The following is a 22,848-nucleotide window of genomic DNA, read 5'->3' on the forward strand; positions in this document are numbered from 1 at the left end:
GACCGGCCCAACCGGTGGGCCGTTGCCTTGGGTTGGCGATGGCACAGGACCACAGGCCACAGCCTCAGGGGGAGGAACGATGGCGGACAGCTTCGGACCGATGCGGGACGCGGACGCCGACGGCGTCGTCGGTACGGGCCCGGAGGCGGGCTCCTTGCGCAAGGAGCCGATCAGAGTCCTGGTCGTGGACGACCACGCCCTCTTCCGCCGTGGTCTGGAGATCGTGCTCGCCGCCGAGGAGGACATCCAGGTCGTGGGAGAGGCGGGCGACGGCGCCGAGGCCGTCGACAAGGCCGCCGACCTGCTGCCCGACATCGTGCTCATGGACGTGCGGATGCCCAAGCGCGGCGGGATCGAGGCGTGCACCTCCATCAAGGAGGTGGCACCCAGCGCCAAGATCATCATGCTGACGATCAGCGACGAGGAGGCCGACCTCTACGACGCGATCAAGGCGGGCGCGACCGGATACCTGCTCAAGGAGATCTCCACGGACGAGGTGGCCACGGCCATCCGTGCCGTGGCGGACGGGCAGTCGCAGATCAGCCCGTCCATGGCGTCGAAACTGCTCACCGAGTTCAAGTCGATGATCCAGCGCACCGACGAGCGCCGGCTGGTGCCGGCACCGCGGCTGACCGACCGCGAACTCGAAGTGCTCAAGCTCGTGGCCACGGGGATGAACAACCGCGACATCGCCAAGGAGTTGTACATCTCCGAGAACACCGTGAAGAACCACGTGCGCAACATCCTGGAGAAGCTGCAACTGCACTCCAGGATGGAGGCCGTGGTCTACGCGATGCGGGAGAAGATCCTGGAGATCCGCTGACGCTCAGCCGAGCAGGCGGGCGAGTTCGCCGACGAGCGGTTCGCGCAGCTCGGCCGCGTCCACCCGTTCCACCCGGACGTCCGTGCAGTCCACCCAGCTCGCCGCCTCCACCAGGGCCTGGGCCACGCCCGGGACCGCCTTGGCGCCGTCCAGGGTGACCTGCTTGGCGACCAGGGTGCGGCCCTCGCGGGCCGGGTCGACGCGGCCGACGAGCCGGCCGCCGGCCAGCACCGGCATGGCGAAGTAGCCGTACACACGCTTGGGCTTGGGGACGTACGCCTCCAGGCGGTGGGTGAAGCCGAAGATCCTTTCCGTCCGGGCGCGCTCCCAGACCAGAGAGTCGAACGGCGACAGCAGTGTGGTGCGGTGACGGCCGCGCGGCGGTGTCGCCAGCGCCGCCGGGTCGGCCCAGGCCGGCTTGGACCAGCCCTCCACCGCGACCGGGACCAGGCCGGAGTCGGCGATCACCGCGTCCACCTGTTCGCCCTTGAGGCGGTGGTAGTCGGCGATGTCGGCGCGGGTGCCGACGCCCAGGGACTCGCCGGCCAGGCGGACCAGGCGGCGCACGCACTCCGTGTCGTCCAGTTCGTCGTGCAGGAGGGGGCCCGGGATCGCGCGCTCGGCCAGGTCGTACACCCGCTTCCAGCCGCGGCGCTCCACGCACACCACCTCCCCGTACATCAGCGCGCGCTCGACGGCGACCTTCGAGCCGGACCAGTCCCACCACTCGCTGGTGCGTTTCGCGCCGCCCAGTTCCGTGGCCGTCAGCGGACCCTCGGCACGCAACTGCTTGATGACCTGTTCGTAGGTGCCGTCGGGGAGTTCGTGGTTCCAGTGCGGGCGGCCGCGGTAGGCGCGGCGGCGGAAGGCGAAGTGCGGCCACTCCTCGACGGGGAGGACACAGGCCGCGTGGGACCAGTACTCGAAGGCGTGCGTGTCGCTCCAGTAGGCCCGCTCCACGGTCTTGCGGCCGACCGCGCCGAGGCGGGCGTACGGAACGAGCTCATGGGAGCGGGCGAGGACGGAGATCGTGTCGAGCTGGACCGCACCCAGATGACGGAGGACACCACGGACGCCTGCTCTGCGGTCGGGGGAGCCGAGGAAGCCCTGTGCGCGCAGGGCGATGCGGCGGGCGTCGTCCGCGGAGAGCTCAGCGGTGGGGGGCGGGAGGGTCGTCATGCTTCCGCACCCTAGACGGCGGCACTGACAACGCGGGCTGACCTGCGCTTTCGCGGCTCTGAGGGCCAACGCCACACTGAGGACCGTCGCCACGCCTGCGCATCGTCGCCACGCCTGCGCATCGTCGCCCCGGCTGCGTTGCTGTGCTGCGCGTCATCGCCGTGCCTGCGCCACGGGTCATCGCCACGGCTGTGGGCCGCCCGCCGCGGTCGCGTCGGCGGATCAGTCCCGCGTCGGCAGGTACGGCGCCGTCGACGGCAGGCCCAGGTCCGAGGGCAGCAGCGAGCCCACCCAGCAGTCGCGGCGTACGCCCTTGTTGTTGATCGCGGAGCGCAGGGTGCCCTCGACGGTGAAGCCGGTGCGTTCGGCCACCGCGCGGGAGGCGTGGTTGCCGACCTCGGCGCGCCATTCGACACGGTCGACGTGGAGGTCGGTGAAGGCCCAGCGGGCGACGGCGGCGGTGGCCTCGGTGATGTAGCCGCGGCCCCGGTGTTCCCTGCTCGCCCAGAAGCCGATCTCGGTCGTGCCCAGGGACCGCATGGTCAGACCGAGCATCCCCACCAGGTCACCGGCGGGGAGGAAGACACCGAAGGTGTACATGGAACCGGTCGCCCAGCCCTCGGGGACCTGCTGCTCCGTGAAGCCGCGGGCGTGCTCGGGGAGGTACGGCGAGGGGATCGTGGTCCAGCGCTGGATGTCGGGGTCCTGCGCGGCGGCGTGGACGGCGTCGTTGTCCCGCGGTCCGACGGTGCGCAGCAGCAGGCGGGCGGTGGTGAGGGTGACGGGGTCCATCGGGTGATTCTGGTCGCGGGGCCCGCCGAAAGCCATCGGTTTGCGGTGCGTGAGCGCGTGATCACAATTCGCGCAATTCACTGACCGGGTACGGCACCATCCACGACCTCCGACCGTTGTTCCTAATTGAAGGCGTTGCCCCACGACAGGGCTCCCGGCTCGACGGGGTCCTCGCATACGATGGCCGTTGCTCAGTTCAAATGGAAACCGACCGTCCCAGGCCCGACCGGCAAGGAGACCAACCCAGTGTCCGTCCTCACGAAGATCATGCGTGCAGGCGAAGGCAAGATCCTGCGCAAGCTGCACCGCATCGCGGACCAGGTCAACTCCATCGAAGAGGACTTCGTCGACCTCTCCGACGCCGAGCTGCGGGCCCTCACCGATGAGTACAAGCAGCGGTATGCCGACGGGGAGAGCCTGGACGACCTGCTTCCCGAGGCGTTCGCCACCGTGCGTGAGGCCGCCAAGCGCGTCCTCGGCCAGCGGCACTACGACGTGCAGATCATGGGTGGCGCCGCCCTCCACCTCGGCTACGTGGCCGAGATGAAGACCGGTGAGGGCAAGACGCTCGTCGGCACCCTGCCCGCGTACCTCAACGCCCTCTCCGCGGACGGCGTCCACATCGTCACGGTCAACGACTACCTGGCCGAGCGCGACTCCGAGATGATGGGCCGCGTCCACAAGTTCCTGGGCCTGTCCGTCGGCTGCATCCTGGCGAGCATGACGCCGGCCGAGCGCCGCGAGCAGTACCTCTCCGACATCACGTACGGCACGAACAACGAGTTCGGCTTCGACTACCTGCGCGACAACATGGCGTGGTCCAAGGACGAGCTGGTCCAGCGCGGCCACAACTACGCCATCGTCGACGAGGTCGACTCCATCCTCGTGGACGAGGCCCGTACGCCGCTGATCATCTCCGGCCCCGCCGACCAGGCCACCAAGTGGTACAGCGACTTCGCCAAGCTGGTCACGCGCCTCAAGCGCGGCGAGGCGGGCAACCCCCTCAAGGGCGTCGAGGAGACCGGCGACTACGACGTCGACGAGAAGAAGCGCACGGTCGCCATCCACGAGTCCGGGGTCACCAAGGTCGAGGACTGGCTGGGCATCGACAACCTCTACGAGTCGGTGAACACCCCGCTGGTGGGCTACCTGAACAACGCCATCAAGGCCAAGGAACTGTTCAAGAACGACAAGGACTACGTCGTCATCGACGGCGAGGTCATGATCGTCGACGAGCACACCGGCCGTATCCTCGCCGGCCGCCGCTACAACGAGGGCATGCACCAGGCGATCGAGGCGAAGGAAGGGGTGGACATCAAGGACGAGAACCAGACGCTCGCCACGATCACCCTGCAGAACTTCTTCCGCCTCTACGAGAAGCTGTCCGGCATGACCGGTACGGCGATGACCGAGGCCGCCGAGTTCCACCAGATCTACAAGCTCGGCGTGGTGCCGATCCCGACCAACAAGCCGATGATCCGCAAGGACCAGTCGGACCTGATCTACCGCACCGAGGTCGCCAAGTTCGAGGCGGTCGTCGACGACATCGCCGAGAAGCACGAGAAGGGCCAGCCGATCCTGGTCGGCACCACCTCGGTCGAGAAGTCCGAGTACCTCTCGCAGCAGCTCAGCAAGCGCGGCATCCAGCACGAGGTGCTGAACGCGAAGCAGCACGACCGCGAGGCCATCATCGTCGCCCAGGCCGGCCGCAAGGGCGCCGTCACCGTGGCCACCAACATGGCCGGCCGTGGCACGGACATCAAGCTCGGCGGCAACCCCGCGGACCTGGCCGAGGCGGAGCTGCGGCAGCGCGGCCTCGACCCCGAGGAGCACATCGAGGAGTGGGCCGCGGCGCTGCCCACCGCCCTGGCCAAGGCCGAGGAGGCCGTCAAGGCGGAGAAGGACGAGGTCGAGGAGACCGGCGGCCTCTATGTGCTGGGCACCGAGCGGCACGAGTCGCGCCGCATCGACAACCAGCTGCGCGGACGCAGCGGCCGACAGGGCGACCCGGGCGAGTCCCGCTTCTACCTGTCGCTCGGTGACGACCTGATGCGCCTGTTCAAGGCCCAGATGGTCGAGCGCGTGATGTCGATGGCGAACGTGCCCGACGACGTGCCGATCGAGAACAAGATGGTCACGCGCGCGATCGCGTCCGCCCAGTCGCAGGTCGAGACGCAGAACTTCGAGACCCGTAAGAACGTCCTGAAGTACGACGAGGTCCTCAACCGCCAGCGCGAGGTCATCTACGGCGAGCGGCGCCGCGTCCTGGAGGGCGAGGACCTGCGCGAGCAGGTGCAGCACTTCATGGACGACACGATCGCGGCCTACGTCGGCGCGGAGACCGCCGAGGGCTTCCCCGAGGACTGGGACCTGGACCGGCTGTGGGGCGCCTTCAAGCAGCTCTACCCGGTGAAGGTCACCGTCGACGAGCTGGAGGAGGCGGCCGGCGACCGGGCCGGGCTGACCGCCGAGTTCATCATCGAGTCCATCAAGGACGACATCAACGAGCAGTACGAGTCGCGTGAGGAGCAGCTCGGCTCCGAGATCATGCGCGAGCTGGAGCGCCGGGTCGTGCTGTCGGTCCTCGACCGCAAGTGGCGCGAGCACCTCTACGAGATGGACTACCTCCAGGAGGGCATCGGCCTGCGCGCGATGGCGCAGAAGGACCCGCTGGTCGAGTACCAGCGCGAGGGCTTCGACATGTTCACCGCGATGATGGACGGCATCAAGGAGGAGTCCGTCGGCTATCTGTTCAACCTGGAGGTCCAGGTCGAGCAGCAGGTCGAGGAGGTCCCGGTCGAGGACGCCCAGCCGGAGGAAGAGGGCGGCGGCGTCCAGGACGCGGTGCCGGCGCAGGCGGGCTCCCGTCCCGAGATCCGCGCCAAGGGCCTCGACGCGCCGCAGCGACGGGACCTGCACTTCTCCGCGGCGACGGTGGACGGCGAGGGCGGCATCGTCGAGGGCGACTTCACCTATGACGACGACGAGCGGGTGCGCTCCGAGTCCGACGGTCTGACCCGTGCGGAGCGCCGCCGCCAGGCTAAGGGCGGCCGACGCCGCAAGAAGTGACGGCGCCCGGAACGCCGTAGCGTCCGGTCCGGAGGGCCGGTCCACCCAGCTTGGGCGGACCGGCCCTCCGGCGTTTGCGGAGGCGGAGTGCTCAGCCGTCGGTGTGCGGGGCGCGGGGGCCGCCCAGTTCCACCGCCGTGCAGCGCCAGCGCAGGTCGGGGCCCCGCTCCAGACGGAAGGCCATGGCGCGCAGCTGGTCGCCGGCGCCGATGCGCGCGAACGCCTCGATGGCGCCCCGGCGAGGGACGTAATAGCCGATGTCCCGGACGACCGGGCGGGTGCCGCGGGTGCGCAGCTGACCGCGCTCCGCGAGCCGGGCCAGCTCGTCGTAGGCGCGGCCCGCGGTGTGCCGGAGCATCCAGTGGACGGGGCGCTGGCCGCTCAGCACGGCCAGGAGCCGGTCTGCGAAGAGATCGGTGGGGCGCGGGGGAGTGGCCGGGACGGGCGTCGTACGGCTCGTGGGCGGGCCGGGAACGGCTGGGGCGGGGGCGACAGGGACGGAGGCGACAGGGGCGGGGGCGGGGGCGGCAGGGACCGCGGGAGTCGGGGCGTGCGGCGTCGCGGCGCGGCCGGCCGGGGTGCGGGTGGCCGCGGTGCCGGCGGTCGCTGCGCGGGGCGAGGGGGTGCGGGGCGGGGCGGTGCCGGGGCGGCGGGAGTCGTGGCGGCCTGGCGGGCGGGTGCCGGGGCGGCGCTGGGCGGTCCTGGTCATGACCTTGTTCATGGGGCTCCCCGTTCGGCGGGCCCGGTGGATACCGGGCGGTAACTTGCTGCTGGGGATCTTGTACGGGGCCCCGGCCGGTACGGGCAAGGCGCCGCGGGCCCGCGGCGAGGGCCCGCGGAATTCACCTATCCGGGTGATCGAGGGGGTGGAGACCCAGCAGTGACGGGGTGGCGCCGGGTGATCCGACGGGCACCGGGTGGACGCGTTCGCGGGCCCCGACGGGGACCCGAAAGGGGACCCGGACGGTGACCCCCACGTATCCTGAAGGCGCTCCGGGAGGCGCGGGACCGCCCTCCTCGGTGCCCCAGCGGAGCGTCCACCACGAAAAGAGCGGCCGGCCATGCGCGTCTACGTCCCCCTGACCCTCCCCGGTCTCGCCGAGGCGCACAGGACGGGTGAACTGGGCAGCGGACCGTTCGTCGCGTACGCCGTGACGCCCGCGCTGCGCGAGTGGTACCTCTCCGACGACATCGAGGAACTGGAGTACGCGGCGCTCAGCCGCGCCGCGCTGGCCTCGCTGCGACAACTGGCGGCGGGGGAGCCGGGGGCCGGGCGGCGCCGGGTCGTGGTCGCCGTGGACGTGCCCGACGGCACCGCCATGCCCGACCCGGACCGCGGGCTCGATCCGGCGGCCCTGGGCGAGGTGCGGGTGACCGGGCCGGTGCCGCTGGCCAAGGCGGCGGCGGTGCACGTCGACGCGGCCGACGCGGAGGCGGACGTGGCCGCGGCGGTCACGGCGCTCCCGGCGGCGGACGACGGGGACGACGACGCGCAGTTCGTCGTGGACGGGGCCGAGGACCACGAGCTGCTCTGGTACGCGACCCAGGAGATTCCCGCTCTGGTGGGGCTCTCCTGACCACGGTGACCGGGGGTGACCTGGCGTTCAGCTGATTGTCAGTGGCGCGCGGTACGTTTTTCGGCATGGGGACGCACGGGAGCACACACATCGTCTGGGACTGGAACGGCACGCTGTTCCACGACAACGAGGCGATCATCGGGGCGACGAACGCCGCCTCCGCCGAGCTGGGCCTTGAGCCGATCACACTGGAGCAGTACCGGGCGATGTACTGCGTGCCGGTGCCGAAGTTCTACGAGCGGCTGATGGGACGGCTGCCCACCGAGGCGGAGTGGCAGGTCATGGATGTGGTCTTCCACCAGTACTACAGCGAGCACCGGACGCGGTGCTCGCTCACCGAGGGGGCGGCGGACCTGCTGGCGGGCTGGCGGTCGGCGGGCCGCAGCCAGTCGCTGTTGAGCATGTACGGCCATGAGGAACTGGTACCGCTGGTCCGCGGGTTCGGCATCGAGACGCACTTCATACGCGTCGAGGGCCGCACCGGCCCGTCCGGGGGCAGCAAGGCCGAGCACATGGTCCGGCACCTGGAGGCGCTCACCGGTGTGGAGCCCGCGTGCACGGTGGTGATCGGGGACGCCGCCGACGACGCGGTGGCGGCACGGCACGTGGGGGCGCGGGCCGTGCTCTACACCGGGGGTTCGCACAGCCGGGCCAGCCTGGAGGAGGTGGGCGTGCCCGTGGTGGACACGCTGGCCGAGGCCGTGGCGGAAGCGGAACGGCCGGCGGCCTGACCGGGCCGGTCCCGAAGCCCGAGCCGAGCCGGGGAACCGGGCGCCGGGGACCGGCGTCCGCGGATCCGGGGGCGGGACGCGCTTCCCGGGCCCCGGGACCGGCAGTCCGTGGGCCCGTGGGTCCGGGGTCGCCGTCCCGTGGACCGCGGGCGGGGCTCAGGTCACCGGGGCCTTCGAGCGCAGCACGGTCAGGAACTCCCGCATCCAGCGGGAGTGGTCCGGCCAGGCGCGGGCGGAGACCAGTGTGCCGTCCACGACGGTCTCGGCGTCCTGGAAGACGGCCCCGGCGGACTGCATGTCGAGTTCCAGGGCGGGGTAGGCCGTGACGCGCCGGCCGCGGAGGCTGTCGATCGCGGCCGTCAGCAGGGGACCGTGGCAGATCTGGGCGACCGGCTTGTCCGCGTCGAAGAACGATTTGAGGATCTTGCGGAGTTCGGGATCGTTGCGGAGGTATTCGGGCGCCCGGCCGCCGGGGATCACCAGGGCCGCGTACTGGCCGGGGTCGACCTCGGCGAAGGCCAGGTCGGCGGGCCAGGTGTAGCCGGGCTTCTCGGTGTAGGTGTCGAAGCCGGGTTCGAAGTCGTGGACGACGAACTGGAGCTTCTTGCGGGTGGGGGCGGCGATGTCGACGTCGTAGCCCTCCTCGCGGAGGCGCTGGTAGGGGTACATGACCTCCAGTGACTCCGCTGCGTCGCCGGTCACGATGAGGATCTTCGGGGGCATGGCGGGCGGCTCCTCTCGGGTGTGCACCGGTCCCGTGGGCGGTGCGCTCTCCGTGGTCGCTGGCGCGCTGTTCCTGGTCAACGTGGATCCAGCCTGCCGCGCGGGCAAGGGGTTGCGCCACTTTCACCCGCCGCGGGTTTCTGTTCCGGCCGTGGGCGGGCGTTTCGTCCGCGGGCCTGCGTGCGGTCGGCTCCCGCCTCGGCTCCCGCACCACGCCGCGGACCGCGTCCGCCTCCGCATCCATCCTGCCCCCGGACTCCACCGCGGGCTCGGGCCGCCGCCCCGTGTCGTCGTGCCGGGTCGTAGCGGCGTCGGCCCGCGGCCGTGCCGGACCACGGTCATGTCGGCCCGCGGCGGTGTCGCCGTGTCGCCGTGTCGCCGTGCCGGGGCATGGCGGTGTCGCCGTGTCCTGTCGTGGTCATGGCTGGTGTGGCCGGTTCGGGGCTGTGCAGAACGTCAAAGTTCGCCCCCCGGATTTGTACACATACGGCTCATGACGGGCCCTGGGTGAGGAGCGATAGCCTTGGGTCGTGATCAGCGCGATAGTTCGCGGGGGCGCAGTCGCTGCCCCTGCCCTGCGCCCGGTGAGCACGGAGGACATCCGTGTCCGGGTGGCGGTCGCTGGTCCTTGTGGGCGGAGCCGGGGCGCAAGGAGCCCCGAAGCGCCACGCGCATCCCGGGTCAGGTCGCCGCGGAGAGCAGCGTCACACCCGTCGAGCGCGTGGACATTGGCGAAAATCACCCCGCTCATCTCACCTCGCGGCATAGCGTCGAAGCGAACCGGACACCCCGGGCCGTGGCGTTACGCCGGAGGGGAGGAGACCGTACTTCCTTCTACGTCACGCAACGGCGCGCGACAGGAGCCAGAGGACAATGCAGACCAAGCTGGACGAAGCCAAGGCCGAGCTGCTCGAACGGGCCGCCCGGGTAGCTGAGAACAGCCCGGTCGGGGGGTACCTACCGACCGGGACGACGGACGAGGGCACGACGGACCACGAGTCCGTGCTCGCGTTCCTCCAGCGCTACTACCTGCACACCGCACCGGAGGACCTCGGCGACCGTGACCCGGTCGACGTCTTCGGAGCCGCGTTCTCCCACTACCGACTCGCCGAGACCCGTCCCCAGGGCACGGCCAACGTCCGGGTGCACACCCCGACCGTGGAGGAGAACGGGTGGACCTGCAGCCACACCGTCGTGGAAGTCGTCACCGACGACATGCCCTTCCTCGTCGACTCCGTCACCAATGAGCTGAGCCGTCAGGGGCGCGGCATCCACGTCGTCATCCACCCGCAGTTCGTCGTCCGGCGGGACCTCACCGGGAAGCTCATCGAGGTGCTGCCCGGCCCGTACACCGGCGGCGACCTCCCGCACGACGCGCACATCGAGTCCTTCATCCACGTGGAGATCGACCGCGAGACCGACCGCGCCGATCTGAAGCAGATCACCGCCGATCTGCTGCGCGTCCTGTCCGACGTCCGCGAGGCCGTCGAGGACTGGGAGAAGATGCGGGACGCGGCGCTGCGCATCGCCGAGGGGCTGGCCGACGAGCCGCTCCCGGCCGATCTGCCCCGGCCGGACGTGGAGGAGGCCCGCGAGCTGCTGCGCTGGCTGTCCGCCGATCACTTCACCTTCCTCGGCTTCCGCGAGTACCAGCTGTACGGGGACGACTCGTTGGCCGCCGTGCCCGGCACCGGCCTCGGCATCCTGCGTTCCGACCCGCAGCACTCCGGTGAGGACAGCCACCCCGTCAGCCCCTCGTTCGAGCGGCTTCCGACCGACGCGCGGGCCAAGGCCCGTGAGCACAAGCTGCTGGTGCTGACCAAGGCCAACAGCCGGGCCACCGTGCACCGGCCGTCGTACCTCGACTACGTCGGCGTCAAGAAGTTCGACAAGGACGGAAACGTCGTCGGCGAGCGCCGCTTCCTCGGGCTGTTCTCCTCGGCCGCGTACACCGAGTCCGTGCGCCGCGTGCCCGTGATCCGGCGCAAGGTGGCCCAGGTGCTCAAGGGCGCCGGGTTCTCACCCGACAGCCACGACGGCCGTGACCTGCTCCAGATCCTGGAGACCTACCCGCGCGACGAGCTGTTCCAGACGCGCGTGGACGAACTGCGCTCCATCGCCACCTCCGTGCTGTACCTCCAGGAGCGCCGGCGGCTGCGGCTGTACCTGCGGCAGGACGAGTACGGACGCTATTACTCCGCCCTCGTCTACCTCCCCCGGGACCGCTACACCACCGGCGTCCGGCTGCGGATCATCGACATCCTCAAGGAGGAACTGGGCGGCACCAGCGTCGACTTCACCGCCTGGAACACCGAATCCGTCCTCTCCCGGCTGCACTTCGTCGTCCGGGTCGCACCCGGCACCGAGCTGCCCGAGCTGTCCGACACGGACCGGGAGCGCATCGAGGCCCGGCTGGTCGAGGCCGCCCGCTCCTGGGCCGACGGATTCGCCGAGGCACTGACCGCGGAGTGCGGCGAGGAACGCGCCGCCGGACTGCTGCGCCGCTACACCAACGCCTTCCCCGAGGGCTACAAGGCCGACCACACCCCGCGCGCGGCCGTCGCCGACCTGGTCCACCTGGAGCGGCTCGACGAGGAGGCGGGCAAGGACTTCGCGCTCAGCCTGTACGAGCCGGTGGGCGCCGCCCCCGACGAACGCCGCTTCAAGATCTACCGCCATGGCGCCGCGATCTCGCTGTCCGCGGTGCTGCCGGTCCTCAACCGGCTCGGCGTGGAGGTGATCGACGAGCGGCCGTACGAGCTGCGCTGCGCGGACCGGACGACCTCCTGGATCTACGACTTCGGCCTGCGCATCCCCAAGTCGCTGGGCGGCGGCAACGGCGACTACCTGGGCGACGACGGCCGTGAGCGCTTCCAGGAGGCGTTCGCCGCGACCTGGACCGGCAAGGCGGAGAACGACGGCTTCAACGCCCTCGTGCTCGGCGCCGGACTGACCTGGCGGCAGGCGATGGTGCTGCGCGCGTACGCCAAGTACCTGCGGCAGGCCGGGTCCACCTTCAGCCAGGACTACATGGAGGACACCCTCCGGACGAACGTCCACACCACCCGGCTGCTCGTCTCCCTCTTCGAGGCCCGGATGGCGCCCGAGCGCCAGCGGGCCGGGCACGAACTCGTCGACGCCCTGCTCGAAGAGGTCGAGGCCGCCCTCGACCAGGTCGCCAGCCTCGACGAGGACCGCATCCTGCGCTCCTTCCTCACCGTCATCAAGGCGACACTGCGGACGAACTTCTTCCAGGACGCCTCCCGGGGCCGGCCGCACGACTACGTGTCCATGAAGTTCGACCCGCAGGCCATCCCGGACCTGCCGGCGCCGCGCCCGGCGTACGAGATCTGGGTGTACTCGCCGCGGGTGGAGGGCGTCCACCTGCGCTTCGGCAAGGTCGCGCGCGGCGGTCTGCGCTGGTCCGACCGGCGTGAGGACTTCCGCACGGAGATCCTCGGCCTGGTCAAGGCGCAGATGGTGAAGAACACCGTGATCGTGCCGGTGGGCGCCAAGGGCGGCTTCGTCGCCAAGCAGCTGCCCGATCCGAGCGCGGACCGGGACGCGTGGCTGGCCGAGGGCGTCGCCAGCTACCAGACGTTCATCTCGGCGCTGCTCGACATCACCGACAACATGGTCGCGGGCGCGGTCGTGCCCCCGCCGGACGTGGTGCGCCACGACGAGGACGACACCTATCTGGTGGTGGCGGCCGACAAGGGCACCGCGACGTTCTCCGACATCGCCAACGAGGTCGCCCAGTCGTACAACTTCTGGCTCGGCGACGCCTTCGCCTCCGGCGGCAGCGCGGGCTACGACCACAAGGGCATGGGCATCACCGCGCGCGGCGCCTGGGAGTCGGTGAAACGACACTTCCGCGAGCTGGACGTGGACACGCAGGCCGAGGACTTCACGGTCGTCGGCATCGGCGACATGTCCGGTGACGTGTTCGGCAACGGCATGCTGCTGAGCGAACACATCCGCCTGGTCGCCGCCTTCGACCATCGGCACATCTTCATCGACCCGGAACCGGACGCCGCCGCCTCCTACGCCGAGCGCCGCCGGCTGTTCGAGCTGCCCCGCTCCAGCTGGGCCGACTACGACACCGGGCTGCTGTCGGCGGGCGGCGGGGTCTTCCCGCGCACCGCCAAGTCGATCCCGGTGGGCGCGCACATCCGCGAGGCCCTCGGCATCGAGCCCGGCGTGGTCAAGCTGACCCCGGCCGACCTGATGAAGGCGGTCCTGAAGGCGCCGGTCGACCTGTTGTGGAACGGCGGCATCGGGACGTACGTCAAGGCGAGCAGCGAGACCGACGCGAACGTCGGCGACAAGGCCAACGACGCCATCCGGGTGGACGGCAGGGACCTGCGGGTCAAGGTGGTCGGCGAGGGCGGCAACCTGGGCCTGACCCAGCTGGGCCGGATCGAGTTCGCCACCCAGGGCGGCAAGATCAACAACGACGCGATCGACAACAGCGCGGGCGTGGACACCTCGGACCACGAGGTCAACATCAAGATCCTGCTCAACGGCTCGGTCACGGACGGCGACATGACCGTCAAGCAGCGCAACAAGCTGCTCGCCGAGATGACCGACGAGGTCGGCGCCCTGGTGCTGCGCAACAACTACGCGCAGAACACGGCGATCGGCAACGCGCTGGCCCAGTCCAAGGACATGCTCAACGCCCAGCAGCGGTTCATCCGCCACCTGGTGCGCGCGGGCCATCTCGACCGAGCGCTGGAGTTCCTGCCCACCGACCGTCAGATCCGTGAACGGCTGGCCCAGGGACAGGGGCTGACCGGCCCGGAGACCGCGGTCCTGCTGGCGTACACGAAGATCACGGTCGCCGAGGAGCTGCTGCGCACCTCGCTGCCGGACGACCCGTATCTGCGTGGCCTGCTGGACACCTACTTCCCGAAGGCGCTGCGCGAGCGGTTCCCCGAGCGGATCGACAGTCACCCGCTGCGCCGTGAGATCACCACGACCGTGCTGGTCAACGACACGGTCAACACGGGCGGTACGACCTATCTGCACCGGCTGCGGGAGGAGACCGGCGCCTCGCTGGAGGAGATCGTCCGGGCGCAGACCGCGGCCCGCACGATCTTCCGGTCGGCGCTTGTGTGGGACGCGGTGGAGGATCTGGACAACAAGGTCGAGGCGGCCGTGCAGACCCGGATCCGGCTGCACTCGCGCCGTCTGGTCGAGCGCGGCACGCGCTGGCTGCTGAACAACCGGCCGCAGCCGCTCCAGCTCGCCGAGACCGTCGAGTTCTTCGCCGAGCGGGCCGGGAAGGTCTGGCAGCAGCTGCCGAACCTGCTGCGCGGCGCGGACCTGGAGTGGTACCAGCACATCTACGACGAGCTGACCGGCGCGGGCGTCCCGGGCGAACTGGCCACGCCGGTGGCCGGGTTCTCCGCCGCGTTCCCGACGCTCGACATCGTCTCGGTCGCCGACCGCATGGGCCGGGATCCGCTGGAGGTCGCCGACGTGTACTACGACCTCGCCGACCGGCTCGCCATCACCGAGCTGATGGACCGGATCATCGAGCTGCCCCGCGCCGACCGCTGGCAGTCCATGGCCCGCGCCTCCATCCGCGAGGACCTGTACTCGACCCACGCCGAGCTGACCGCGGAGGTGCTGGCCGTCGGTGAGGCGGGCGCGACGCCCGAGGAGCGGTTCAAGGCGTGGGAGGAGAAGAACACGGCGATCCTGAGCCGGGCCCGCACCACCCTGGAGGAGATCCGCGGTTCGGACTCCTTCGACCTCGCCAACCTGTCGGTGGCGATGCGGACGATGCGGACGCTGCTGCGCTCGCATTCGTAGGACGCGGCGCGGCGGCCGGAAAGCCGCCGCCGTACGGCGCACCGGGCGTCCCGGGCCGGAAACGGCGCGGGGCGCCCGCTTTCTTTCCGTCGTCTGGTCAAAACCGTCCGGTGAATTTACCGTTTCCTGCTAATCGGGGCGTTTCGGATATGGTCTGCGGTGTGACAGCGAACCTCGCTCATCTCACCGGAACGCGTCCGGCGGAGGCCGCCCCCACCCGGTCCCGGCCGGTCGCACGCGTCGTCCTCGAAGTCGTGAAGTTCGGGATCGTCGGCGGCAGCGGTGTCCTGGTGAATCTGCTGGTCTTCAACCTGCTGCTGCATGGGCTCGGTTGGCCGGCGATGATCGCGACGGTGCTGGCCAGCTGTGTCGCCATGGCCACGAATTACGTCGGCTTCCGCTATTTCACCTATCGCGACCGGGAGCGGCGCACCCGTCGGCAAATCGTACTGTTCTTCGTCTTCAGCGGGCTCGGCGTGGTCATGGAAAGCGGCCTGTTCTGGCTCGGATATCACGGTCTCGGACTGCACAGCCCGCTGGAATCGAATGCCGTCAAAGCGCTGTCGATCGTCCTCGCCTCCGTCTTCCGTTTCCTCGTCTACCGCACCTGGGTGTTCCAGCAGGATGCGCGTCGCGCGGCCTAGCGGCGGCGCTGCGGCGGCAGTCGGCCGGGCCGTCGCGCCGGCCGCCGTCGCGCTCGTCCTGGCCCTCCTGCTCCTGGTGATCGTCCGCCTGCCCTGGGCGGGCGATCTCGGCATGCACGCGGCGACCTTGCAACGGCTGCGGCACAGCCTGCCGCACCCCGGCAGTCCGCTGGTCGACGCGGACACCCCGAGCCCCTACTACTCGCCGTGGATGCTGGTGCTGGGCATCGTCGCCAAGGTCACCGGTCCGTCGGTGTTCGTCGTGCTGCGCGTCGGCGCGCTCGCCGGGCTCGCGCTGCTGGTGACGGGCGTGTGGCGGTACGTCCGCACGCTGAGCGACCGGCCGGTGGCGCCCGCCGTGGCACTGCTGTGCCTGCTGTTCCTGTGGGGGCCGCTGCTGTTCGAGTGGAGTGGCTTCCTCGGGCTGAACTCGCTCGCGCTGACGGTGTCGTATCCGAGCGTGTTCGCGCTCGGGCTGGCCTTCCACTTCTGGGCGTTGCTGGGCCGGGCGCTGCGCCGGGGCGCCGGCTGGGGGGCGTGGCTGGGGCTCGGGGCGCTGTGGGCGGTGATCCTGCTGGTCCATCAGTTCTCGGGGGTGGTGGCCTCGCTCGGCGCGCTCGCCACCGTCGTCGCGGCGCGGCCCGCGCGGGAGGTGCTGCCGAGGCTCGGCGCGGCCGTGCTGCTGGGGCTCGTGGTGCTGTGGGCGTGGCCGTACTACGACTTCTACGCGCTGTTCTTCGCCGGGGCCGGTCTGGAGGCCGTGCACCGGCCGCTGTACCGGGATCTGCTCGGCCGGTTCGGGCTGGTGTTGCTCGGGGTGGTGGCGCTGGGGCTGCGCCTGCGGCGGGACCGGCGGGACCCGTTGGTGGTCTTCTTCGTGCTGGGGGCGGCGGTGTTCGCGGCGGGCGGGGTGAGCGGGCACTACTCGTGGGGCCGGGCGCTGCCCGCCGCGCTGATCCCGGCACAGCTCGCGGCGGCGCTCGAAGTCGTCTCGGCCGGACGGCGGTCCGTGCGGACGGCGTGGGCGTGCGTGCTCGGCGCCGCCCTGCTGGCGGGGGCCTGGACGCAGGCGGGGACCTTGGGCTACGTGGTCGGGCGGGCGGCGCTGCCCGGGGCGGTCGCCGCGAAGTACCGGGCGCCCTGGACGGGATACCGGTGGATCACCCCGTGGGTGAAGTACGGGGACGTGGTCATGGCGCGCACCTTCCCGGCCCGGCAGATCCCGGCGTACGGGCCGTACACGGTCGCGCCCGGCTACCCCGATGTGTTCCTGCCGGACGAGGGCCGGCGGGACGCGGCGGTGCGCCGGTACTTCGCCGCCGGGACCCCGGTCGGCGAGCGGCGCGGGATCGCCCGGGAGTACGGGGTGCGCTGGGTGGTGGACCGGGCGGGCGACGCACCGGACCCGGGCCTGCGGAAGGTGGCCGACGGGCCGGGCGGACAGGTGCTGTACGCGGTGCGCTGAGCTTGAGCGGCGGGGGTGTGACGGGAGCCCCGGACCAGCGGTGGGCGGGATGACAGGCGGTGGGCGGCGGTGGGCCGGGCCCGGGTGTCGGCGGGTGCCGGGGCCGGGCCCGAGTGCCGGTGGCGCGGCCCGGGTCGAGGCGCGGGCGGGTGCGTGGAGCCGGGCGGGTGCGTGGAGCCGGGCGGGTGTCAGCGCCGCGGGCTTGCCAGGAGCCGGGTCGCCCGGCGTACGGCCGGGCGGGCCAGCCCTCGTGCCAGCGGCCGGGTCAGCCGGGCCGTCACGCCCGCCGGCCGCCAGCGGATCTGCAACCGGCCCGGATTGCGGCCCTCCGGCTCGACCGTGAGGACGTGCGGGGCGGCGCCGGAGCGGTAGCCGACGCGCGTGGTCAGCGCGGGGAAGGACAGGGGGGCCAGGAGCACGGACGCGTTGGCCGTGCCCTGGTGTTCGATGCGCAGCACCGGGTGGCGGACGCCGGCGAAGCCGTGCAGCGGGACCGGGGCCGTCGCCAGGTCGAGCCGGACCCGGCCCTCGAAGACGCCCGGACGGACCGGGGTGAGCCGGAAGGGGACCGTGAGCCGGCGCCGGCCCGGAGTCAGCAGCAGCGCGGCCCGCTGCGGGCCGACCGGCAGCCGTAGCCCGGGGTCGTAGGTACGGATCCGCAGGTTCAGACAGGCGCCCGCTCCGGGCGTCAACTCGGTTATCTCGTGGCGGAGCCGGGCGCTCGGGAACGGGTGGGTGGCCAGCTCCAGGTCGGTCACCTCCAGTTCGCGCCGGGCCCAGCCGGTGGACGGGATCCGCTCGCCCCAGTAGGTGCCGCCGCCCGCCGCGTCCGTCGTCACGCGCCGCGGCGCCACCCCGTGCCCCAGACCGCGCGCGGCCAGTTGCGCCTCGGCCAGCCGCCCCTCGCGGACCAGTTGGAGCACCACCCGTTCCGGGCGGGGCAGCCGGGCGAACGCGCCGGGGGCGAGCGCCGAGACGTACGGGACGGTGAGCTGCGCGAAGGCCCGCAGCCATTCCTCGTCCCGGTAGGGCAGGTCACCGGCGTACAGCCGGAAGTCGTGCTTGAGGAACTTGTAGTCCTTGTCCTCCCGCAGCGCCGCGTGCCCGCTGTCGGTCAGGAAGGCGTCGATCAGCCGCTGCACGTGGATGCGGTCGCGGACGTTGTCCAGCCGGTCCCGCTGATTGGAGATGGACGCCGCGTCGGCTGTCGCGTACGGGGCTATGTACCAGTGGTACACCGGCTCCGGGATGATGGTGAACGCCTTCGCCAGGCAGTACGCCTGCGCGGTGAACAACTGGTCCTCGTAGTGGATGCCTTCGGGGAAGCGCAGGTCGTGGCGGTCCAGGAAGGTGCGGGCGTACATCTTGCTCGTGGACAGGTGCTCGAAGAAGAGGCGCGGGTCGTCCTCGATGCCGGCCAGCGTGCGGCGTTCGGCGACCAGGTGCGGCATCCAGGTCGAGCGGCGGCCGTCGTCCGCGCGTATCCGGCGCACCGCGCCCATCGTGAAGTCGACCTCGCGTTCGCGGTGCGCGGCGAGCAGCGACCCGACGGCGGTCGCCGGGAGTTCGTCGTCGCTGTCGAGGAACATCAGGTAGGGCGCTCGGGCGGTCTCCAGGGCCCGGTTGCGCGGGGCGCTGCAACCGCCGCTGTTGCGGGCCAGCCGCAGACAGCGGACGCGGTCGTCCTGCGCGGCCAGCGCACGGGCCACGAACGGGGTCTCGTCGGTGGAGTGGTCGTCGCTGATGATGATCTCGATGTTCCGGTGGGTCTGCCGGCGCAGGGACGCCACCGCTCTCGGGAGCCGTGCCGCGTCGTTGTGGACGATCACCGTCACCGTGACGTCGGGGGTCATGCCGTGGCCTCCTCGGGGCTCGGTGCCGGGGTGCGGTCGGCCGGCGGGACCACCGGGGGCAGCGCCTGGTCGTTCTCGCCGAGGAACACCCGGCGTACGACGCGTTCGGCGGCGTGCCCGTCGTCGAACTCGCAGAACCGGCGCCGGAAGACGGCGCGTGCCTTCGCCGCGGCCTCGTCCCGCCAGGCGCCCGAGGCGAACACCTCGGCCAGGTCCTCCTGGGTGCGGGCGACCTGGCCCGGCGCCTCGGCCGGCAGGTCGAAGTACACGCCCCGGGTTCTCGCGTACGTCTCCCAGTCGTCGGCGTAGATCACGATCGGGCGGTCGAGGTTGGCGTAGTCGAACATGATCGACGAGTAGTCCGTGACCAGGGCGTCGGCGGCGAGGCACAGGTCCTCGACGGGGGTGTACGACGAGACGTCGATGATCCGGCCGGTGCGGCGCAGGCCGGTCAGGGCGGTGGCGGCCGTGCCGTAGAAGTAGTGGGCGCGCACCAGCAGCACCGTGTTCTCGCCGAGCCGGTCGGCGAGGGCGGCGAGGTCGAGGCGGGGGGTCCAGCCGGCCTCGTAGTCGCGGTGGGTGGGGGCGTACAGGACGGCGGTGCGGCCCGGGGCGATGCCCAGGCGGTCGCGGACCGCGCGGACCTCGGCGGCGCCTGCGCGGTAGTAGACGTCGTTGCGCGGATAGCCGTAGTCGAGGGAGGTGTAGCGGGACGGGTAGGCGTGCTGCCACCTGCGGGTGGAGTGGCTGTTGGCGGAGACGCTGTAGTCCCACTTGTCGACGCGGGCCAGCAGCTTGGCGAAGTCCATGCCGCGGGCGGCGGTCGGATACCGCGTCTGGTCCAGGCCCATCCGCTTGAGCGGGGTGCCGTGGTGGGTCTGGAGATGGATCGCGTCCGGGCGTTTGACCACCGCGTCGGGGAAGTTGACGTTGCTGGTCAGGTACTTGGCGGTGGCCAGCACCTCCCAGTAGCGGCGGGTGCCGGGGAGCACGTGGTCGGTGCCGGGCGGCAGCAGCGGGGCGTTGTCCTTCGTCACCACCCACACCGGGTGGATCCAGGGGGCGCGGCGGGCCAGTTCGGCGGCGACGGCGGCCGGGTTGCAGGCGACCCCGCGGTTCCAGTAGGCGGAGAAGACGGCGAGGTCGGGGTCCACCCGGCGGCCGAGGGCCCGGCGGTACTGCTGGTCGCGGACCTTCGTACCCAGCCGGCGCTTGCCGGTGCGTGCCGCCGATCCGGCCGCCCGGCGGGTGCGGCCCGCGGCCTGCAAGGCGCGGTACCTGGTGTACGCGCCCTCTTCGAGCAGGCCGTGGCGGACGCCGTCGAGCCCGCCGGGACGGCGGTGTCCCGCGGGGCGGTGGCGGACCGCCGCGAGGGAGGCCCGGCGGAAGAACTCACGGGCCACCTGGTCGGGCATGTCCTCCCGGGCGAAGGTGCGCAGCAGGTCGCGGACCATGACGTCGTAGAGGACCGCGCGGACGGCGGGGCGGTCCTTCACGAGCGCGAGGAGGGTTTCGTAGCGGTCGACGAGGGCGTAGCGCCGCTCGGCGGTGACCGGCGGCAGGCTCTCGGGGCGCGGTGGGCGGCTGTCGTACCCGACCTGGTTCAGACAGGCGACGCGGTGGGCGTGCAGGAGGGCGGCGAGCGCGGTGAACGCCTCGTCGCCCGCGGCGAGCCGGTCCTGGTGGGCCCGCCAGAAGGCGGCGCGCAGGACGCGGTTGCCGAGCAGCGGGGCGAGCCGCAGCAGGTCCGGGGCGGTGTCGAGGGCCGGCTCGGCGCGGCCGGCGCGGGCCAGCAGCGGGCCGTCGGCGGAGCGGACGCCGCTGGTCCGCCAGGTGCTGGAGGTGTGGTCGAGGAGCAGCACGTCCACGGTGTCGGGCAGTTCCGCGGCGCGTTCGGCGACCAGACGCGGGGCGCCCGCGGGCAGGCCGTCCGCGGCCGGTACGAAGTGCAGCCAGCGGCCGGTCGCCCGCGCGGCCCCCGCCGACCGGGCCGCCGCGTCGCCCGTGCCGTCCGGCAGGGGCAGCACCACCGCGCGGGCGGCGTGCTCCTCGGCCGTCTCGCGGGCCCAGTCGCCGACCGCGGCCACGATCACCTCGGTGTCCGGCAGGGGGCGGGCGGCGAGGGAGTCGAGCAGTTCCGTCAGGTGCCCCTGGGTGTCGGGCCCGTGGACGATGATGCTCAGCTCGGGCATCGCGTGGACTCCTTCGCCTCGTCGTCTCCAGGCCGCACCTCTTCAGGTCATGGTGTCACCGACCGGAGGAATGGGGCGGCCCGGGTTGCGCCGGTCGTGGGTCAGGAGGGCTGGGCGACCTTCGTGTCCTTGGGCTTGTCCTGCGGCGGCACGGACGCCTTCGGCTGCGGCTTCGGCGCGGGCCTGGCCGGCTTCTTGTCGCCGGTGAACGCCTCGTATTCCTTCATGACGTCCTCCGTCGGCCCGTCCATGCGCAGCTCGCCGCGCTCCAGCCACAGGACCCGCTCGCAGGTGTCGCGGATCGACTTGTTGTTGTGGCTGACCAGGAACACCGTGCCCGCGCTCTTGCGCAGCTCGCGGATGCGGGCCTCGGAGCGCTTCTGGAAGGACCGGTCGCCGGTCGCCAGGGCCTCGTCGATCAGCAGGACGTCGTGGTCCTTGGCGGCGGCGATGGAGAAGCGCAGCCGGGCGCCCATGCCCGAGGAGTACGTCCGCATGGGCAGGGTGATGAAGTCGCCCTTCTCGTTGATGCCGGAGAAGTCGACGATGTCCTGGTAGCGCTCCTTGATCTGCTCGCGGGTCATGCCCATGGCGAGGCCGCCGAGGTAGACGTTGCGCTCGCCGGTCAGGTCGCCCATCAGGGCCGCGTTGACCCCGAGGAGGGAGGGCTGGCCGTCGGTGTAGATGTGGCCGTTCTCTACCGGGAGCAGGCCCGCGACGGCCTTCAGCAGCGTCGACTTGCCGGAGCCGTTGGTGCCGATGAGGCCGACGGCCTCGCCCTTGTACGCGACGAACGAGACGCTCTTGACCGCGTGCACCCTGCGCACGCCGGCCGCCTTCTCGGCGTTCTTGCGGCGCAGCATCCGGTTGAGGGCGGCGGTCGCGGTGCCGCGGCCGGCGCCGGTGCCGTTGACCCGGTAGACGATGTCGACGCGGTCGGCGACGACGGTGGGGATGTTCGTGTCGTTCAGGTTCTCAGCCACGGCCGTACGTCTCCTCAGCCTTCCAGAAGTAGATGAAGCCGCCGACGCCCGCGAGCAGGGCCCAGCCGATCGCCGCCGCCCACACGTGCGGGGGCAGCTGGCTCGCGTGGAAGCTGTCGATCAGCGCGAACCGCATGAGGTCGATGTAGACGGCGGCGGGGTTGGTCTCCAGCGCGACCGTCACCGCGTGCGGCAGGTCGTCCTTGCTGGTCAGCCGGTCGATGCTCCACATCACGCCGGACACGTACATCCAGGTGCGCAGGACGAACGGCATCAGCTGGGCGATGTCCGGGGTCTTCGCGCCCATCCGGGCCATGATCATCGAGACGCCGGCGTTGAACGTGAACTGGAGGACCAGGGCCGGGATCGCCAGCAGCCAGGAGACGGAGACCGGGACGCCGAAGCACAGCAGGATGACGACCAGCGCGGCCATCGAGAACAGCAGCTGCTGGAGCTGCTGGAGGCAGAAGGAGATCGGCAGCGCGGCCCGCGGGAAGTGCAGGGCGCGCACCAGGCCGAGGTTGCCGGAGATCGCCCGGGTGCCCGCCATGATCGAACTCTGTGTGAACGTCCACACGAACACGCCCGTGACCAGGAACGGGATGTAGTCGGGCACGCCGTGCTTGGTGCCGAGCAGCACACCGAAGATGAAGTAGTAGACCGCCGCGTTCAGCAGCGGGGTCATGACCTGCCAGACCTGGCCGAGCTTCGCCTGGCTGTACTGCGCGGTGAGCTTGGCGGTGGAGAAGGCGGTGATGAAGTGGCGCCGGTCCCACAGCTCGCGGACGTACTCGGGCAGGGTGGGTCGGGCACCGCTGACCGTGAGCCCGTGCCGGGCGGCGAGCGCCGCCAGGTCGTCGTCGGCCGGGGCGGTCGTCGGGGGCGGTGTGTGGAGGACCTGGCTCACATCCGCTGCTTTCGCTCGGGGGGAGGGGGGTGCGTGCGTCCGGCCGGTGGTCCGTCTCTCCGTGTTTCCCCGTACGTCTCTTCACGTTCTCTT

15 protein-coding genes are annotated in these 22,848 nt (G+C 71.4%); 7 read left to right on the forward strand and 8 right to left on the reverse strand.

The features are described 5' to 3' along the window. The first annotated feature begins 79 nt into the window (after positions 1-79). Positions 80-823, forward strand: coding sequence for a response regulator (locus ACFC09_RS03770; RefSeq protein ID WP_376523677.1), 744 nt, complete (start codon positions 80-82; stop codon positions 821-823). Between the two features lie 3 nt (positions 824-826). Here the strand turns inward: ACFC09_RS03770 and ACFC09_RS03775 are convergent, their stop codons facing one another. Both ACFC09_RS03775 and ACFC09_RS03780 read right to left on the reverse strand, forming a co-directional pair. After that, entirely contained in the window at positions 827-2,002 is a 1,176-nt protein-coding gene (locus ACFC09_RS03775) for a winged helix-turn-helix domain-containing protein (protein WP_376523680.1), read from the reverse strand. Positions 2,003-2,224: 222 nt separating this feature from the next. Next, the gene (locus ACFC09_RS03780; RefSeq protein ID WP_376523682.1) at positions 2,225-2,794 is read right to left on the reverse strand and encodes a GNAT family N-acetyltransferase; all 570 of its coding nucleotides are present in this window, start codon (positions 2,792-2,794) and stop codon (positions 2,225-2,227) included. 246 nt (positions 2,795-3,040) lie between these two features. On the opposite strand from ACFC09_RS03780, the gene secA reads away from it, so the two are divergent. Next, positions 3,041-5,863 carry a preprotein translocase subunit SecA gene (gene secA, locus ACFC09_RS03785; RefSeq protein ID WP_376523685.1) on the forward strand — a complete coding sequence of 941 codons (2,823 nt, stop codon included), beginning with the start codon at positions 3,041-3,043 and terminating at the stop codon, positions 5,861-5,863. A gap of 91 nt (positions 5,864-5,954) precedes the next feature. On the opposite strand, the gene ACFC09_RS03790 is transcribed toward secA, so the two are convergent. Beyond that, on the reverse strand, positions 5,955-6,584 hold the full coding sequence (locus ACFC09_RS03790) for an Rv3235 family protein (RefSeq protein ID WP_376523687.1): 630 nt from the start codon (positions 6,582-6,584) through the stop codon (positions 5,955-5,957). A 340-nt stretch (positions 6,585-6,924) separates the two neighbouring features. Between ACFC09_RS03790 and ACFC09_RS03795 the strand changes: the two genes are divergently transcribed. Further along, a complete protein-coding gene (locus tag ACFC09_RS03795; protein ID WP_376523689.1) occupies positions 6,925-7,440 on the forward strand; it encodes a DUF6912 family protein in 516 nt (171 codons plus the stop codon). A gap of 65 nt (positions 7,441-7,505) precedes the next feature. Next, complete coding sequence (locus ACFC09_RS03800; protein WP_376523692.1) at positions 7,506-8,171, forward strand: HAD family hydrolase; 666 nt, start codon at positions 7,506-7,508, stop codon at positions 8,169-8,171. 156 nt (positions 8,172-8,327) lie between these two features. On the opposite strand, the gene ACFC09_RS03805 is transcribed toward ACFC09_RS03800, so the two are convergent. Next, a complete protein-coding gene (locus tag ACFC09_RS03805) occupies positions 8,328-8,894 on the reverse strand; it encodes a DJ-1/PfpI family protein (RefSeq protein WP_376523695.1) in 567 nt (188 codons plus the stop codon). A gap of 873 nt (positions 8,895-9,767) precedes the next feature. Between ACFC09_RS03805 and ACFC09_RS03810 the strand changes: the two genes are divergently transcribed. The 3 genes from ACFC09_RS03810 to ACFC09_RS03820 all read left to right on the forward strand — a co-directional run bounded on the left by ACFC09_RS03810 (position 9,768) and on the right by ACFC09_RS03820 (position 16,820). Continuing rightward, positions 9,768-14,711: an NAD-glutamate dehydrogenase gene (locus ACFC09_RS03810; protein ID WP_376523698.1), complete on the forward strand. Its 4,944-nt coding sequence runs from the start codon at positions 9,768-9,770 to the stop codon at positions 14,709-14,711. A 254-nt stretch (positions 14,712-14,965) separates the two neighbouring features. After that, positions 14,966-15,355 (forward strand): GtrA family protein, encoded by a 390-nt coding sequence (locus tag ACFC09_RS03815; protein ID WP_376523700.1) that lies wholly within the window; start codon positions 14,966-14,968, stop codon positions 15,353-15,355. Continuing rightward, positions 15,336-16,820 (forward strand): hypothetical protein, encoded by a 1,485-nt coding sequence (locus ACFC09_RS03820; RefSeq protein ID WP_376523702.1) that lies wholly within the window; start codon positions 15,336-15,338, stop codon positions 16,818-16,820. Before ACFC09_RS03815 ends, ACFC09_RS03820 begins: the two co-directional genes overlap by 20 nt. Positions 16,821-17,008: 188 nt before the next feature. Here ACFC09_RS03820 and ACFC09_RS03825 read toward each other — a convergent pair whose 3' ends face one another. From ACFC09_RS03825 to ACFC09_RS03840, 4 genes are all read right to left on the reverse strand, one after another. Next, positions 17,009-18,673 (reverse strand): glycosyltransferase, encoded by a 1,665-nt coding sequence (locus ACFC09_RS03825; protein ID WP_376523704.1) that lies wholly within the window; start codon positions 18,671-18,673, stop codon positions 17,009-17,011. Continuing rightward, positions 18,670-20,865 (reverse strand): CDP-glycerol glycerophosphotransferase family protein, encoded by a 2,196-nt coding sequence (locus ACFC09_RS03830; protein WP_376523707.1) that lies wholly within the window; start codon positions 20,863-20,865, stop codon positions 18,670-18,672. Before ACFC09_RS03830 ends, ACFC09_RS03825 begins: the two co-directional genes overlap by 4 nt. Positions 20,866-20,966: 101 nt before the next feature. Then, positions 20,967-21,848, reverse strand: a complete 882-nt coding sequence (locus tag ACFC09_RS03835) for an ABC transporter ATP-binding protein (protein ID WP_376523709.1) — start codon at positions 21,846-21,848, stop codon at positions 20,967-20,969. Next, positions 21,841-22,755 carry an ABC transporter permease gene (locus tag ACFC09_RS03840; RefSeq protein ID WP_376523710.1) on the reverse strand — a complete coding sequence of 305 codons (915 nt, stop codon included), beginning with the start codon at positions 22,753-22,755 and terminating at the stop codon, positions 21,841-21,843. Before ACFC09_RS03840 ends, ACFC09_RS03835 begins: the two co-directional genes overlap by 8 nt. Between the last annotated feature and the right edge of the window lie 93 nt (positions 22,756-22,848).

Origin of the sequence: Streptomyces sp. NPDC056161, assembly GCF_042268025.1 — a bacterium.
In the GTDB taxonomy this organism is placed as follows: Bacteria; Actinomycetota; Actinomycetes; order Streptomycetales; family Streptomycetaceae; genus Streptomyces.